A 15,874-nucleotide genomic window follows, 5' to 3' on the forward strand; every position below is an offset into this window, starting at 1 on the left:
AAGCCAGTCAATTGACTGGCTTTTTTGTAAGGTGTTGTTAGTTACACATTCTCTAGAATTTCGTTAAGCGTACTACTTGGTCTCATTGCTTTGGCCGCAAGAGCGAAATCCGCAAAATAATACCCATTTATGTCCATAGCAACACCTTGCGCTGAGTTTAACTCATGTACGATAGTGTTTTCATGTTGTGACATTTTTTGAGCAACTGAATCAAATTGCTCACTAAGGGCTTTATCATCCGATTGTTCGCTAAGCGCTTGTGCCCAATACATGGCCAAGTAGAAGTGTGAACCACGATTATCAAGCTCATTAACGCGTCTAGATGGAGATTTATTCTCTTGAAGGAATTTTGCAGTGGCTTTATCCAATGTATCAGCAAGTACTTGTGCTTTTGGATTACTAGTTCTGGTGCTAAGGTGTTCCAAAGAAGCCGCTAGTGCAAGAAACTCCCCTAAAGAATCCCATCTTAAATGGTTTTCTTTCTCAAATTGTTGAACGTGTTTCGGCGCAGAGCCACCAGCCCCAGTTTCAAATAAACCACCGCCGTTCATTAATGGAACAATTGACAACATTTTGGCACTGGTACCAAGTTCTAAAATAGGGAACAAATCAGTCAAATAATCACGCAAGACGTTGCCGGTGACAGAGATAGTATCTTGTCCATTCTTGCATCGCTCAAGAGTGTATGCCGTTGCTTTAACAGGACTCATTATTTTAATGTCTAGACCGTCTGTGTCATGATCAGGCAAATATGCGTTTACTTTTTTGATCATTTGCGCATCGTGAGCTCTGTCTTCATCAAGCCAAAATACTGCAGGGCTGTTTGTTGCACGAGCACGTGTTACTGCAAGTTTTACCCAATCTTGAATGGGTGCATCTTTGGCTTGGCACATTCTCCAAATATCGCCTTCTTCCACTTCATGAGACAGTAAAGCATCACCATCGCTATTTGATACCTTTACAGTACCAGCAGATGCCAAGATAAATGTTTTATCATGTGAACCGTATTCTTCTGCTTTTTGTGCCATTAGGCCTACGTTAGGAACGGTTCCCATTGTGGTTGGGTCAAATGCCCCATTAACTTTACAAAACTCAATAACAGTATCAAAGACACCCGCATAGTTACGATCTGGAATCATGAACTTTGTGTCTTTTTGCTTACCATCTGGCCCCCACATTTGCCCTGAGGCACGAATCGCGGCTGGCATAGACGCGTCGATAATGACATCACTTGGAACATGCAAGTTTGTAATGCCCTTATCCGAATCAACCATAGCCATATCAGGTCGAGTTTCGTATACCGCCTGTATGTCTGCTTCTATTTCTGCTCGTAAATCCGCAGGCAAGTTTGTAATTTTGGCATACACATCGCCTAAACCATTTTTTACATCAACGCCTAGCTGGCTGAAGGTCGAAGCATGTTTGACAAAAACGTCTTTAAAAAACACCTCAACAGCATGACCAAAAATTACTGGATCAGATACTTTCATCATTGTCGCTTTCATGTGAAGCGATAACAAAACATCTTGCTGTTTTGCTGAATTTATTTCTTTGTCAAAAAATGCGACAAGCGCTTTTTTACTCATCACTGACGCATCGATAATTTCTTGGTCTAATAGACTCACTTTTTCTTTTAAGACAGATACCTGACCTGAAGCCTTATCAATAAATTCGATTTTCACATCTTGTGCTTTGCCAACAGTAGTTGACTGCTCTGAACCGTAAAAGTCACCCGTTTCCATATTGGCCACATGTGATTTAGAATCCGAAGACCATGCGCCCATTGAGTGTGGATTGTTTTTTGCGTATTGCTTCACTGAACCAAGGTGCTCTTCTATCAGAGTTACCCTCACGCAGTACTGGGTTTACCGCAGAGCCTAATACTTTTGCATAACGGCTTTGAATATCTTTATCGGTATCGTTGTTCGCTTGCTCAGGGTAGTCTGGTAAATCGTAACCTTTAGCTTGTAATTCTTTTATGGCAGCTTGTAGTTGAGGTATAGACGCACTGATATTAGGCAGTTTGATGATGTTTGCTTCAGGAGTTTTTGCAAGCTCTCCTAACTCACTTAATGCATCGCCAATGCGCTGCTGTTCAGTTAAATATTCTGGGAAATTGGCTATTATGCGTCCAGCTAAAGAGATATCTCGTGTTTCAACTGCGATGCCTGAAGAAGCTGTAAACGCTTCAATAATTGGCAACAATGATTGTGTTGCAAGAGCAGGGGCTTCGTCAGTAATTGTATATATTATTTTAGCGCTATCAGTAGTCATACTTTTCCTAAAAACAGTTATCAGAGGATAATTTGGGGCAAGAGTTTACTTGAAAATCATAGATTTTTATATAGATGCAAGACTAATAGCGAAGACAAATAGTACTGGTAAGATGAGTAAAGCGTAAAGAATATTGGTCTTACCTTGCTGCTGATGTTTTTAGACATAAAAAAGCACACAAGATTATAGCGATAAACTGTGTGCTTTTGGGAGGCTGATACTGATTAAGCTAATGCTTAGTTAATGTTGTTAACTTCACTTAATAATTCATCTGTGAGTGCAATGGCATTACCAATATAGCTTGAAGGGGACAAACGTTTGAGTTCTTCTTTAGCTTCTTGTGGCAAGCTTAAGCCGTCAATAAAGTCAGCCATATGCTCAGCGTTGACTTTCTTTCCTCGAGTGAGTTCTTTTAATTTCTCATAAGGTTTTTCTATTGCATATCTGCGCATCACTGTTTGGATTGGTTCCGCCAAAAGCTCCCAGTTACTATCAAGTTCTTTCTCAAGACTATCTTGATTAACTTGTAATTTGCTAATGCCTTTTAATGTTGCTTTGTAGGCGATTAGCGTATAGCCAAAGCCAACACCTAAATTGCGCAGGACAGTCGAATCGGTTAAGTCTCGTTGCCATCTACTGACAGGTAACTTTACTGCCAAATGTGAAAATATAGCGTTTGCAATCCCTAGATTACCTTCTGAGTTTTCAAAATCGATAGGATTTACTTTGTGTGGCATGGTTGAGGAACCAATTTCACCATCAATGGTTTTTTGTTTAAAGTGGCCTAGGGCGATATAGCCCCAAATATCACGATCAAAATCAAGCACAATAGTGTTAAATCTTGCCATTGCATCGTAAAGTTCTGCAATGTAATCATGAGGTTCAATTTGTGTTGTGTATGGATTGTGATCAAGGCCCAAGGATTCAACAAAGTGTTTAGAAAAGGCATGCCAATCTGTGTGTGGATATGCGCTCAAGTGAGCATTGTAATTACCTACTGCACCATTGAGTTTGCCTAAAAATGGTACGGCTTTAATTTGCTGGTATTGTCTGGCTAAACGAGCCACTACATTAGCCATTTCCTTTCCCATTGTAGTGGGAGAGGCGGGTTGACCATGCGTTCTGGCCATCATTGGAATATGTTTATATTCTTTCGCTAATGCTGTCATTGCATCAATTATTTTTTTGCATTGAGGCAACATGACAGACTCAATACCACCCTTTAGCATAAGTGCATGTGACAGGTTATTAATATCTTCAGATGTACATGCAAAATGAATAAATTCATTTACTTGCTCAAGTTCTGGCAAGTCTGCGACCTTTTCCTTTAGAAAATACTCAACTGCTTTTACATCATGATTTGTTGTACTCTCAATGTCTTTAATACGCTGGGCATCTGATTCATTAAAATTCGCTACGATATTGTTCAACAATTGTGTCGCTTTATCTGAAAATGCAGGCACTTCGGCGATGTCACTATGCTCGGATAAAGCTTGTAGCCAGCGAACTTCAACAAGTACTCGATGATAAATCAAGCCATATTCGCTAAAATATGACCGTAATTCGTGACTTTTGTTTCCATATCGACCGTCTACTGGCGATAGGGCGCTTAAAGAAGAAAGTTCCATCAAAGTACCTTAATTAAATGTTTAATTTATTGAGCGAAGTGCGTGTTTTCCCGACACCACTATGGCTTTGCGATTAAATAAAATTTGTCGACGTTTACCACCTAATTGACGCCACAATACAGCAGATCTAATGCCAGCTAAAAGAAGAGCTCTGACACGTTTTTGATTAGTTTCAATACTCAAGAATTCAGGATTGCCTGCCACCTGGATTTTAGGTGCCAATGGGCTTACGATATCTGAATATATTGAGGCTAAGGATGTCATTATCTGACTACTTTCAAAATCCACATGCGCCAATTGACGTTGAACATGTGAGACGCGGTCTGCCAACGCTCCCAGTGCTTTTTGATTTCGACTTAATTTGCGCTCTAAACTTAGCACTGAAGCAATGTACCGCGTTAATTCGGCGTCTTTTTTCTGATTATGAGTATCTAATTGAGCAACTAAACTGATGAATCCCAGTTTGAGGTTTTGTAAAGAGCCATATACTTGTTGTGGGCTATCTGCATCTGTGACAAGAATACTTGAAATACTCGCTTCAAATGCTTCTTTGTCAAACTCACCCTTACGGGCTATCTGTTGAACCAACGAAGCAGATTGACATACGCCAGCAAGGGCAAGATGTTGTTCGTGATTACTCATGAAAATTATGCCCGTTTTAATAAAGAATGATTATTGTCATCAGACTTAATGTAGCTATCAATTATGCCGCCGCCAAGGCAAACTTCATCTTGGTAAAAAACAGCTGACTGTCCTGGTGTTACGGCTTTTTGAGCTTGTTCAAAAAGTAACTTAGCAGTGCCGTCTGCTTGGGGGATATATTTGCATTGAATGTCTTGTTGGCGATATCTTGTTTTGACGGTAATTGTTGTGACTTGCTCAAGGCCCACTCTATCTACAAAATGTAGCTGGTTAGCGATAAGCCCCATTGAAAACATACTTGGATGGTTAGCTCCTTGTGCAACGATTAATACATTTCGTTTTACATCTTTTTCAACAACATACCAAGGCTCATCTCCAAACTCTTTTTTTCCGCCAATAAGCAAACCTTTGCGTTGACCAAGGGTGTGGTACATTAAACCCTGATGCGTACCTATCTCAATCCCGTCAATCGTTTCAATAATACCCGGCTGTGCCGGTAAATACTGACTTAAAAAATCTGAGAACTTACGTTCACCGATAAAACAGATTCCAGTACTATCTTTCTTGTCATGGGTAATTAAATCGTTTTTAAGTGCAATTTCTCTCACTTTTGGCTTTGGCAAATCACCTATAGGGAATAAGGTTTTTGCAATATGTTCATGGCTAAGGGTATATAAAAAATAACTCTGATCTTTGTTGTCGTCGTTTCCTCTTAGCATTTGCCACTGACCATTGCGCAGACGTCGTTGTGTGTAATGTCCTGTCGCAATATAATCGGCGCCTAGGTCTTCGGCAGCAAAGTCTAAAAAGGCTTTAAATTTTATTTCTTTGTTGCACATAATATCGGGGTTGGGGGTTCGACCTGCTTTGTATTCTTCAAGAAAATATTCAAATACATTGTCCCAATATTCAGCTGCAAAATTGATCGTATGTAAATAGATCCCCAATTTATCAGCGACCGCTTTTGCATCGGCTAGATCTTCAGCTGCTGCACAATATTCATCATTGTCATCTTCTTCCCAATTTTTCATGAAAAGACCTTCTACTTGGTAGCCTTGTTCCTTTAACAGCAAGGCTGAAACAGAAGAATCTACACCGCCGGACATTCCGACAATGACTTTAATAGCACTTTTGGGTTTTTGTAAATAGGGATCGATCTTACTCATTTGGAAATTTTAATGCTCAATTGTGTGCGCTTTTACTGCGCGTAGTTGACCTTATCTATGCTTACTTAATTATAGCAAAGCAATATGAGTTCGTCATTTGGTGTTTGTGCTAATTTATATCATTTTGTGCCATGGTTTGCCCATATGGCAATATGAGCCTAATTTAGCTCGTAGTACTCACCATTTTCTAATCCATCAATCGTCCAATTTCCAATTCGATACCTTATAAGGCGAAGGGTCGGATGATTGATTTTGGCTGTCATACGTCTAACTTGTCGATTTCTGCCTTCACTAAGGGTAATACTCAACCATGTCGTTGGAATGTCTCTGCGCGACCTGATCGGAGGCGTTCTAGGCCATATTGCAGGTTCATTGATTTTGCTGACCTTTGCAGGTAACGTGATGCCATCTTTAAGTTCAACGCCCTGAGATAGCTTTTCAATTGATGACATTGCGACATTTCCTTCAACTTGCACCCAATAGGTCTTTGTTGTTTTGTGTTGAGGGCTGGTTATTCTATTAGCTAATTTACCATCATTAGTAAGCACCAAAAGGCCTTCACTATCATAATCAAGTCGACCAGCAGCATATACATCAGGAATATCAATATAGTCTTTAAGTGTAGGACGTTTTTTATCACTATCGTCTGTAAACTGGCACATAACTTTGTAAGGCTTATTAAAAAGCACTAGTTTACGTGTTGGGGCAGGCCCTTTGAAGGCGCTGTTATTTTTATGTTTATATGCCATTTTAACTTCTAATGTTGGCCACAAAAAAAGCAGATAAAATCTGCTTTTTGTTATCTTTCGTTTACATAATTATCGAGTGGGTTCGCCATCATCCGCAAAATCGATATTTTCGGCGTGCAGACCTTTTGGGCCCTCCTGAACATCGTATTTAACGCTTTGTCCCGCTTTTAAAGAGCGATACCCGTCCATTTGTATCGTAGAGTAGTGTGCAAAGATATCGTCTCCGCCATCTTCTGGGACGATGAAACCAAACCCTTTCGCATTGTTAAACCATTTTACTTTACCAACTGCCATGCTAGTGCTTCCTAATTCCTTGAAATTTTGAACAATCGTCACCACATACTACTTACAGCACAAATTATTACTAATTACGCCTGCAATTAACACTAATTTGAACTAAAAGTGGCGAGTGCTACTCACTTTAAGTATCACTTAGTGTTACTGTAGATATTATGAACACTTTATGTCAAGAAGAACTCTGCAAATATCTCGATTTTGTCACAAAATTATACTAATTGGTTATGTCTTTGGTCTAAGTCTTGATATATCTACTATTATATTATTATGAGTAAAGAAAATATTATTAATATCGAACGTGAAAAGCAGCTGCAAAGACAGAAAACGCAGCCGCCTCCGATGTATAAGGTCATGTTAAACAATGATGATTACACGCCTATGGACTTTGTCATCGAAGTCTTACAAAAATTTTTCGCAATGGACATGGAAAAAGCGAATCAGCTAATGTTAACCGTTCATTATCAAGGAAAAGCAGTTTGTGGCATATATACTGCAGAGATTGCAGAAACAAAAGTGATGCAAGTCAATCAATATTCTCGTAAACATCAGCACCCGCTTATGTGTACGATGGAACCAGCGCAGTAAAGGGGAAAGTATGTTAAATAAAGATTTAGAACAAACGCTCAACGAAGCCTTTGTTTTTGCGCGTCAACAACGTCATGAGTTCATGACTGTAGAGCATCTTTTGCTCACACTATTAGACAACCCAGCCGCGGGGGAAGCTTTAAAAGCCTGTGGAGCAAAAGTTGATGTTCTTCGTACTGAATTGACAGATTTTGTCAATGAAACAACGCCTCTTATTAGTGAGGAAGATGCAGCTGAGCGCGAGACACAGCCTACCTTGGGCTTTCAGCGTGTATTACAAAGAGCCGTGTTTCATGTGCAATCTTCAGGAAAGGGTGAAGTAACAGGTGCCAATGTCCTGGTGGCAATTTTCAGTGAACAAGAATCACAAGCGGTATATATACTCAAAAAAGCGGATGTAACGCGTCTAGATGTGGTTAATTTTATTTCTCATGGTGTGAGTAAAAGTGATGATGAGGATGTTCCCTCTGAAGAAATTTCAGAAGAAGGCGCCGAGGGTGAAGAAAATCAGTCAATGCTTTCTAAGTATGCAAGTAATCTAAATGTTGCCGCAAAAGAAGGCAAAATCGATCCGCTTATTGGCCGAGATTTTGAAGTAGAAAGAAGCATTCAAATTTTATGTCGTCGACGTAAAAACAATCCACTACTTGTTGGTGAGGCAGGCGTAGGTAAAACCGCTATAGCTGAAGGATTGGCATTTAGAATTGTAAATGAAGATGTACCTGAGGTAATTGCGGATAGCACAATTTATTCTTTAGATTTGGGCGGTTTACTTGCTGGCACTAAATATAGAGGGGATTTTGAAAAAAGGTTGAAAGGCATTCTTAAAGAATTAAGTCGTGACGAGCATGCAATTTTATTTATTGATGAGATTCATACAATTATTGGAGCTGGCGCAGCGTCTGGTGGTGTAATGGACGCGTCTAATTTGCTTAAACCTAAACTAAGCAGTGGTGAGTTGCGCTGCATAGGTTCTACGACTTACCAAGAGTATCAAGGGATTTTTGAGAAAGACCGTGCATTGGCAAGGCGCTTCCAAAAAGTTGATATAAAAGAGCCGAGTGTTGGAGATACCACCAAAATTCTAATGGGATTGAAATCTCGATATGAAGAGCACCATAGTGTTCGATTTACGCAAAAAGCGTTGCAAGCGGCGGCTGAATTATCTGCTAAGTACATCAATGAACGTCAATTACCTGATAAAGCAATTGATGTAATTGACGAGGCCGGCGCAAGTCAAAGACTGTTGCCAGTATCAAAACGCAAAAAGACTATCAATGTGAGCGATATTGAGCAAATTATTGCAAAGATTGCGCGCATCCCCGAAAAGTCAGTGTCTGCGTCAGATAAAGATGTGCTAAAAAATCTAGAGCGAAATCTGAAAATGGTAGTGTTTGGCCAAGACGAAGCGATTGAGAAAATGTCTCAGGCAATTCAATTGTCGCGTTCTGGATTAGGAAATGAAGCTAAACCGATTGGAAACTTCTTATTCGCAGGTCCAACAGGTGTAGGTAAAACTGAGGTGACGCAACAGCTAGCTAAAGCTATGGGCGTCGAATTAGTGCGCTTTGATATGTCAGAATACATGGAGCGTCATGCCGTTAGTCGTTTGATAGGAGCACCTCCTGGTTATGTTGGATATGACCAAGGTGGTTTACTAACCGATGCTGTCATTAAAAATCCGTATTGTGTTGTCTTGCTCGATGAAATGGAAAAAGCGCACAGTGATATTTATAACATTCTGTTGCAAGTCATGGATCATGGAACGCTTACCGATAACAATGGGCGGAAAGTTGATTTTAGAAACGTAGTGTTAGTGATGACAACTAACGCAGGTGTACAGGCAACTGTGCGCAAATCTATGGGCTTTAAGCAACAAGATCATAGTCATGATGCTATGGCAGAAATTAACAAAACATTTACGCCAGAATTTAGAAACCGCTTAGATAGTATTGTATGGTTTAATCACCTAAATGAAGAGGTGATTATGCAAGTGGTAGATAAATTTATCATTGAACTTCAGGCGCAACTCGATGTTAAAGGTGTTTCACTAGAAGTCAGCGATAAAGCGCGAGAGTATATGGCACAGAAGGGCTATGACAAATCCATGGGTGCAAGACCAATGGCTAGATTAATCCAAGAAGAGTTAAAGCGTGAGCTCGCCTCAGAGTTGTTATTTGGGAAATTAGCAAAAGGCGGCGAGGTAAAAGTGGGGATGAAGAATAAAAAGCTTCATTTTAATTACACGAGCGTCGAAACCACAAAAAGCGAAGAAGTATAAATTAGCTAAGACAGCCGTAATACGCATATAGTTGGTTACCAGCATTGGGCCATAAAGCTCAATGCTAATTCGCTACAAACGGAGTTATCACCGTAGAGCAGGTAAATAAAAAGCCACTGAAAAGTGGCTTTTTACGTTAAAAATGCGTGTGTGCAGACTATTTATCTTGCTCGATAAATAATACGGCCTTTACTTAGATCGTAAGGAGTCATTTCAACCGTTACTTTGTCGCCCGTTAAAATACGGATGTAGTTTTTACGCATCTTGCCAGAAATGTGCGCAGTAACGACGTGCTTGTTTTCAAGCTCTACTCTAAACATAGTGTTTGGAAGGGTATCAAGTACCGTGCCTTCCATTTCAATACAATCTTCTTTTGCCATTTAGCGAGATAACCTCATTTGATTTAGTAATTGCTGGTGTGCAAAGCGAACTAATTATACTTTTAACAAGAACACACCGCTTTCGTTGCGCGCGAACGATACTGGAAAATCATTCAATAGTAAAGTTTTTCCTGCCTATTTTATCGATAAAACCCATTGTTTGTCTTGCAAACGTTGATTTGGATAAAACTTATTTTTGTAGTTCATTTTATCGCAATCATCTATTTGATAACCTAAATATAAGTAATGCATGTTTTCTTTTTGACATAGCTCTATCTGTTTTAGAATAAAAAATGTCCCAAGAGAGCGTTTATTTAGTGCTGGTGAAAAATACGTATATAGCGCTGATAGTGCATTTGGTAACTTGTCTGTCACCGCCACGCCTACCAATTCACCTTGTATCCTTCCCTCTATAAATATCGGATCATTCCAATTGCATCGTATAAATGAACGGTACTGTTCATAGGATGGAGGGTACATAGCTCCATCCTTATGGGCAGTATTAATATATTGTTCATAAAGAGAATAATAATCGTCGCGCTCAGCCTCGCTAACACAGACACTGATATCTTTGTTTTTGTTAAGTATTCGACGCTGACTCTTAGATGGTTTGAAGGCGCTGCAAACCACCCTTAGTGATTCACAAGCTTGACAGTTTTGACAATGTGGTCGATATAACTGCTCACCACTGCGTCTAAACCCGCTTTGAATTAAGCTAGGGTAGTGCTCATAAAGTGATTCTTCCTTTTCCATGCATACGAGCAGTTGCTCTTCTCGCTCGGGTAAATAACTACAAGAAAATGACTGTGTAACACCAAATTTCATAAATAAAAATAAACTATATGGGTAAGGGTAATGATTGCTTTTGCCAACAGTCTACCATGTCTTTGTGTTGTTCAAGAAGACCTATAAATTCTTGACGTTCAATTGCTTGACAGCCTAAACGCTCTAGATGTGGATTGACTAACTGACAGTCTATTACCCATAGTTTATGTTTTTGAAGGTGTGTCGATAGTGCAAAAAATGCAGTCTTACTTGCATCTGTTTGTAAGTGAAACATTGATTCGCCACAAAACACACTACTTACCACTACACCATAAAGGCCACCTACCAGTTTGTCGGTAGAATCATATACTTCTATCGAGTGAGCATAACCTAAACGATGTAATTGTTTATAGGCATCAATCATCTCTTGAGTAATCCAAGTTGGATTTTCATGCTCATCTGATTGATGTAAGTTATTTCTTGGGACAGTCGCGCAATACTCAATAACCGAATCAAAATCGCGATTTAGACTCGCGTGGTACTGATATTTGCGGATACTTTTTTTAAACTTTTGTTTGCAGTAAAGTTTCGTGCATCAATAATTGCTCTAGGATTTGGAGACCACCAAAGAATTGGTTCATCGTGGCTATACCATGGAAATATTCCATGTTTATAAGCTTGAATCAAACGATTTGGCGATAAATCCCCTCCAAAAGCAAGCAAACCATTAGGTTCATCAAGCGCGAAGTCAACGTTGGGAAATATCAATGGATGACTAAGTTTAAATAGCTCAAGCATAAGTAAACTTAGTCACATTTGACGTATTTTGCGAAGTTGTATTATTTTTCCAAAGCATCCAAATATTTTTCTGCGTCAAGTGCTGCCATGCAACCTGTGCCGGCAGAGGTGATCGCTTGACGATAAACATGATCACTTACATCACCAGCTGCAAACACACCTTCAACACTAGTTTGCGTTGCGCCGCCGTGCAAGCCGCTATTAACGATAATATATCCGTCTTTCATATCAAGCTCACCATCAAAAATTCCTGTATTAGGTGAATGACCAATGGCAATAAAAACCCCCATTGCGTCGACACTTGTAACGTCAGAGCTCTGGGTATCTTTAATTTTTATTCCAGTTACCCCCATTTCATCTCCCACGACTTCTTCGAGCGTCTTATTGAGGTGAAGAACAACATTACCATTTTTGGCTTTTTCTAATAAACGAGAGGCTAAAATCTTTTCACTTCTAAACGTGTCGCGGCGATGCACTACATGGACTTCAGAGGCAATGTTAGACAAATACAGTGCTTCTTCAACGGCGGTGTTTCCCCCACCAACAACAACAACTTTTTGATTGCGGTAGAAAAAGCCATCACACGTTGCACACGCACTAACGCCTTTGCCCATAAACGCGCTCTCGCTGGGAAGGCCTAAATACTTAGCCGATGCTCCTGTACAAATGATAAGCGCATCACAAGTATATTCACCATTTTCTCCAACTAAAGTAAAAGGACGTTTGCTTAAGTCAGTTTTAACAATGTGGTCGTATACTATTTCGGTATCAAACTTTTCGGCATGCTCTTGCATCCGCACCATCAGGTTAGGTCCAGTTAAATCATTTGCATCGCCTGTAGCCAGTTTTCTACTTCTGTAGTTGTTGTGAGTTGTCCGCCTTGTTGACTACCTGTAATCAAAACTGGGCTTAAATTTGCTCTTGCAGCGTATACTGCAGCTGTATAGCCAGCAGGTCCTGAGCCAAGAATTAGCAGTGGCACATGTCTAGAAGTCGCCATTAAAATCTCCGAAAGTAAAACATTGCCTGTGTATATACGGGCAATTGTAAGTAATTCAATAGTATGTTTTGTTATATTTTAGCTAAGATTAGCTTGAGCCATATTTATATGTATGAGCGTATACTTATATGAAGCTGGATTTTTTGGTGTTGCGACTAGAAAAGTCAACATACGGCGTCAAATTTAGCTTTACGAGTCATACAAAACTGTACCTGTAAAGAGTAGCATTTATGCTATGATTTAAGTAGTTGTATCACTATTAAAACAACAAATTAATTTAAAATATGGGTATTTTTAGACACGGCTGATGTGTCATATTATGATGTTCTCCAGCGGTAACTTAAGGCAAAAGCAAAACAATGGCGCAAAATATTATGAACTACATAAAATTGGGAAAAGCCTATATGGCGCAGTGGCCAATGCAAAAACAACTTTTTGCTCTTTTCCCTGAATGTAGAGTTATTCTTGCGACAAAATTGGGGCTGAAAATATTACCTGGATTAGGCGTGTTTATATTCGTCCTTCAACTACATTTTTTAGGCATGTCGTTTTTTCCTCAAGCGCTTGCTACAGGGATCTTTTTTGTTGGTTTGCCTTTTCAAGGGCTGATATGGTTAGGATATCGTTCGGAACAACAAGTGCCTCCTCAAATATCGGCGTGGTACAACGAAATTTATACTAAATTGATGTCAGAGGGTTGTGATGTGGCTAAACTGAGCCGTAAGCCAAAGTTTAAAGAGCTCGCGGTTGTACTAACAGCTGCATATCGTGAAATAGACAAGGCTTTCAAATAGAGCTCATCTATCACGTTTTTTCTAATACCTTCTTACAACGCTTACAATAATATTCTTGCTTTCCTCTTTGCACCTTATTATGCCGAATTAATGATAATTCAATTGTTTGACAAGCGCATTGATAGGCAAACGATTGCTCTGCGAGTACCTTAGTGTCCATCTTATGGGTAACGTTTGGCGATAAATTAAATATATTACTCATTACATAACGCCACTCTTTCCCATGCGGCTTTGCGTATCTGCCAAATTTTGAATATACGATAAGATGTGCTAGTTCGTGAGGAATCACTTGCTCAATAAACTGCGTTTCATTATGAGCGAATAACACGGGGTTTAACTTAATTATATTTTTATTAAGGATAGCACAACCAGCGATTTTACCGCGCTGTGTAAAAGCAAGGGTAGGTAGTTTTAGTGCTGCTTTGTACCAAGGCATCTCAAGCTTTGAAATGGCATGTTGATAGTGACTAAATAAGGCGTCGTTTGCGCGTTTTTTTGCAGCGTCACACAAACTGATATTTTCGGTATTATCAATAATCGTCATAACGAAAGTTTATCAAAAAAAAGAGCCGGATAATATATCCGACTCTTGTCATTCATCATGAATTATAAGCAAGATGTTTATTTAACCATTGAGCATTCCATGCACAACACATAAGCACCCATCGGGTCATTTAACTCTGTGATCATACTTGATTTTTCTTCAAGTTTATCAGCAAAATCGACTAGAGGGCTAGGACTGTAATCGATGTTCAACCCAGACATTGCGACGCTTGCGTTTTGCAATAGGTTTTGCCACATCAATTCATCTTCAGTTAATTCTCTTTCGATGTATACTTTCTCAAAATCTTCTAATGTTGCTAACTCAGCAGCGTGCGCAACTGCTTCAGCTAGGCCGCCCAACTCGTCCACTAGGCCTAACTCTAGGGCTTGTGTACCGACCCAAACTCTTCCTTGCGCAACGGCATCTACTTCTTCAAGTGTCATGCCTCTTTCGTTGGCAACCAACGATATAAACCTTTCATATCCGCGTTCAATATTAAGCTGAAAAAGGCTTTTATACCCATCGCTTAAGCCACGAGTTGGGTCGATACCGTCTAGCTCAGACGTACTCACACCATCGGTATTAATGCCAACATATGAGAATGCATCCTCAAAGGTATTTATCATACCAAAAATACCAATAGAGCCTGTGATAGTGCTAGGTTCAGCAAAGATACGATCTGTACTTACCGATATCCAATAACCGCCTGATGCAGCAACAGAGCTCATACTAGCAACAATTGGCTTTCCAGCTTCTTTGATTAATTCAACTTCACGACGAATAACTTCACTAGCAAAGGCACTACCACCACCTGAATCTACTTGCAGTACTACTGCTTTGACTTGGTCATCCATGCGGGCTTCACGAAGCAGTTTTGCTGTGCTGTCGCCACCAATTGTTCCTGGGTCTTGATTACCATCTAAAATCGTACCTTTTGCTACAATAACGGCGACTTTATCTTTTTGTGTCGGTAATGCTGGCATATCAGGTGTAATAATATCTAGGTAGCGAGCGAAACTAACCGAGTTATAGGTGTTTTCTTCTTCGCCTTCACCTAATAATTCAATCATTTGAGCTTTAAATTCTTCGCGTGTTCGAAGTCCATCGACCCAATCATTATTTAACGCATATTCGCCGAAATCACCCTTTACACTCTCAAACTTCGCTAAAAAGTCTGCAAAGGTCTCATCAAAGTTATCTTCACCAAATTCTCTAGCGCCTGCAACATCACCTTTAAACATTGCCCATAATTCATTGAGCCAAGCTTCGTTTGCTAGTTTTGCTTCATCCGACATGTCATTACGTGTAAATGGTTCAACCGCTGATTTAAACTTACCTACTTTAAATACATGAGTTGTGATGTTAAATCTATCTAATGCATCTTTGAAATAGGTGCCATAACGGGCATAGCCTTCCATCAATAAAATACCCATAGGATGGATATATACATTGTCAGCATGAGAGGCGAGGTAGTATTGGTTTCTAGTGTAATAGTCACCATTGGCATAAATTGGTTTGCCGGATGCTTTAAAATCGTTTAAAGCTTCACCTACCATCTTAAGCTTGTCCATACCTCCGCCACCAAAGCTATCTAACTTAAGTACCATTGCTTTGATACGGTCGTCTTCGGTTGCGTTTTCAATAACCTTAATCAGGTCATTTAGTAAGATTTCAGGATTCTCTTGACCTTGGCCAAGTGCTTGAGAAATAAATTTCTCAGCAGGATCAACCCATGTTTTTTGAATAACAAGGTTACCTTGAAGATTTAAGATTAAAGCACTGGAATCTTTAACAGTAGGTTTGTCTGAACCAGAACTCGCTATTCCTACAATAATAGCGATGAGAATCACTAAAAATAAAATATTTAAAACCAATCTGCGACTAAAGTTCAGCGCATTCCAAATACCCACAAAGAGCGATTTGGTAAAACTTGTTTTCTCTGACATGTGTACTTACCCTTTTCTATTATAA

The 15,874-nt window shown here is 39.6% G+C and carries 12 protein-coding genes and 3 pseudogenes; 3 read left to right on the forward strand and 12 right to left on the reverse strand.

Annotated features, from left to right (window positions below):
• Positions 1-41: 41 nt before the first annotated feature.
• The 6 genes and pseudogenes from ACZ1G6_RS05960 to cspD all read right to left on the reverse strand — a co-directional run bounded on the left by ACZ1G6_RS05960 (position 42) and on the right by cspD (position 6,753).
• Positions 42-2,274: pseudogene (locus ACZ1G6_RS05960) on the reverse strand (NADP-dependent isocitrate dehydrogenase).
• A 236-nt stretch (positions 2,275-2,510) separates the two neighbouring features.
• Entirely contained in the window at positions 2,511-3,902 is a 1,392-nt protein-coding gene (gene purB / locus ACZ1G6_RS05965) for an adenylosuccinate lyase (RefSeq protein WP_472618472.1), read from the reverse strand.
• A 21-nt stretch (positions 3,903-3,923) separates the two neighbouring features.
• Positions 3,924-4,544 (reverse strand): high frequency lysogenization protein HflD, encoded by a 621-nt coding sequence (gene hflD / locus ACZ1G6_RS05970; protein ID WP_472618473.1) that lies wholly within the window; start codon positions 4,542-4,544, stop codon positions 3,924-3,926.
• A 5-nt stretch (positions 4,545-4,549) separates the two neighbouring features.
• Positions 4,550-5,710: a tRNA 2-thiouridine(34) synthase MnmA gene (gene mnmA, locus ACZ1G6_RS05975; RefSeq protein ID WP_472618474.1), complete on the reverse strand. Its 1,161-nt coding sequence runs from the start codon at positions 5,708-5,710 to the stop codon at positions 4,550-4,552.
• Between the two features lie 158 nt (positions 5,711-5,868).
• Positions 5,869-6,459, reverse strand: a complete 591-nt coding sequence (locus tag ACZ1G6_RS05980; RefSeq protein WP_472618475.1) for a pseudouridine synthase — start codon at positions 6,457-6,459, stop codon at positions 5,869-5,871.
• Positions 6,460-6,528: 69 nt separating this feature from the next.
• A complete protein-coding gene (gene cspD, locus ACZ1G6_RS05985) occupies positions 6,529-6,753 on the reverse strand; it encodes a cold shock domain-containing protein CspD (protein ID WP_472618476.1) in 225 nt (74 codons plus the stop codon).
• A 270-nt stretch (positions 6,754-7,023) separates the two neighbouring features.
• Here cspD and clpS point away from each other — a divergent pair, with 270 nt between their 5' ends.
• Both clpS and clpA read left to right on the forward strand, forming a co-directional pair.
• Complete coding sequence (clpS, locus tag ACZ1G6_RS05990) at positions 7,024-7,341, forward strand: ATP-dependent Clp protease adapter ClpS (RefSeq protein WP_472618477.1); 318 nt, start codon at positions 7,024-7,026, stop codon at positions 7,339-7,341.
• A gap of 10 nt (positions 7,342-7,351) precedes the next feature.
• Positions 7,352-9,622, forward strand: coding sequence for an ATP-dependent Clp protease ATP-binding subunit ClpA (gene clpA / locus ACZ1G6_RS05995; RefSeq protein WP_472618478.1), 2,271 nt, complete (start codon positions 7,352-7,354; stop codon positions 9,620-9,622).
• Between the two features lie 161 nt (positions 9,623-9,783).
• Here clpA and infA read toward each other — a convergent pair whose 3' ends face one another.
• The 4 genes and pseudogenes from infA to trxB form a co-directional block, all read right to left on the reverse strand.
• Positions 9,784-10,002 carry a translation initiation factor IF-1 gene (infA, locus tag ACZ1G6_RS06000; protein WP_472618479.1) on the reverse strand — a complete coding sequence of 73 codons (219 nt, stop codon included), beginning with the start codon at positions 10,000-10,002 and terminating at the stop codon, positions 9,784-9,786.
• Positions 10,003-10,137: 135 nt separating this feature from the next.
• Complete coding sequence (locus tag ACZ1G6_RS06005; protein WP_472618480.1) at positions 10,138-10,827, reverse strand: arginyltransferase; 690 nt, start codon at positions 10,825-10,827, stop codon at positions 10,138-10,140.
• A gap of 13 nt (positions 10,828-10,840) precedes the next feature.
• Positions 10,841-11,565, reverse strand: a pseudogene (aat, locus tag ACZ1G6_RS06010) (leucyl/phenylalanyl-tRNA--protein transferase).
• Between the two features lie 41 nt (positions 11,566-11,606).
• Positions 11,607-12,565: pseudogene (trxB, locus tag ACZ1G6_RS06015) on the reverse strand (thioredoxin-disulfide reductase).
• 359 nt (positions 12,566-12,924) lie between these two features.
• On the opposite strand from trxB, the gene yfbV reads away from it, so the two are divergent.
• Positions 12,925-13,359 carry a terminus macrodomain insulation protein YfbV gene (gene yfbV / locus ACZ1G6_RS06020; RefSeq protein WP_472618481.1) on the forward strand — a complete coding sequence of 145 codons (435 nt, stop codon included), beginning with the start codon at positions 12,925-12,927 and terminating at the stop codon, positions 13,357-13,359.
• 10 nt (positions 13,360-13,369) lie between these two features.
• On the opposite strand, the gene ACZ1G6_RS06025 is transcribed toward yfbV, so the two are convergent.
• Both ACZ1G6_RS06025 and sppA read right to left on the reverse strand, forming a co-directional pair.
• Complete coding sequence (locus ACZ1G6_RS06025; RefSeq protein WP_472618482.1) at positions 13,370-13,903, reverse strand: SprT family zinc-dependent metalloprotease; 534 nt, start codon at positions 13,901-13,903, stop codon at positions 13,370-13,372.
• Between the two features lie 77 nt (positions 13,904-13,980).
• Entirely contained in the window at positions 13,981-15,849 is a 1,869-nt protein-coding gene (gene sppA / locus ACZ1G6_RS06030) for a signal peptide peptidase SppA (protein WP_472618483.1), read from the reverse strand.
• Positions 15,850-15,874: the final 25 nt, after the last annotated feature.

The organism is Glaciecola sp. HA4-3, from assembly GCF_055693685.1.

Excerpts from the sequence above, each read along its gene's own strand:
- mnmA (WP_472618474.1), bottom strand. The coding sequence starts at position 5,710 with ATGAGTAAGATCGATCCCTATTTACAAAAACCCAAAAGTGCTATTAAA.
- ACZ1G6_RS06025 (WP_472618482.1), bottom strand. The coding sequence starts at position 13,903 with ATGACGATTATTGATAATACCGAAAATATCAGTTTGTGTGACGCTGCA.
- cspD (WP_472618476.1), bottom strand. The coding sequence starts at position 6,753 with ATGGCAGTTGGTAAAGTAAAATGGTTTAACAATGCGAAAGGGTTTGGT.
- ACZ1G6_RS06005 (WP_472618480.1), bottom strand. The coding sequence starts at position 10,827 with ATGAAATTTGGTGTTACACAGTCATTTTCTTGTAGTTATTTACCCGAG.
- clpS (WP_472618477.1), top strand. The coding sequence starts at position 7,024 with ATGAGTAAAGAAAATATTATTAATATCGAACGTGAAAAGCAGCTGCAA.
- infA (WP_472618479.1), bottom strand. The coding sequence starts at position 10,002 with ATGGCAAAAGAAGATTGTATTGAAATGGAAGGCACGGTACTTGATACC.
- ACZ1G6_RS05980 (WP_472618475.1), bottom strand. The coding sequence starts at position 6,459 with ATGGCATATAAACATAAAAATAACAGCGCCTTCAAAGGGCCTGCCCCA.
- yfbV (WP_472618481.1), top strand. The coding sequence starts at position 12,925 with ATGGCGCAAAATATTATGAACTACATAAAATTGGGAAAAGCCTATATG.
- purB (WP_472618472.1), bottom strand. The coding sequence starts at position 3,902 with ATGGAACTTTCTTCTTTAAGCGCCCTATCGCCAGTAGACGGTCGATAT.
- sppA (WP_472618483.1), bottom strand. The coding sequence starts at position 15,849 with ATGTCAGAGAAAACAAGTTTTACCAAATCGCTCTTTGTGGGTATTTGG.
- clpA (WP_472618478.1), top strand. The coding sequence starts at position 7,352 with ATGTTAAATAAAGATTTAGAACAAACGCTCAACGAAGCCTTTGTTTTT.
- hflD (WP_472618473.1), bottom strand. The coding sequence starts at position 4,544 with ATGAGTAATCACGAACAACATCTTGCCCTTGCTGGCGTATGTCAATCT.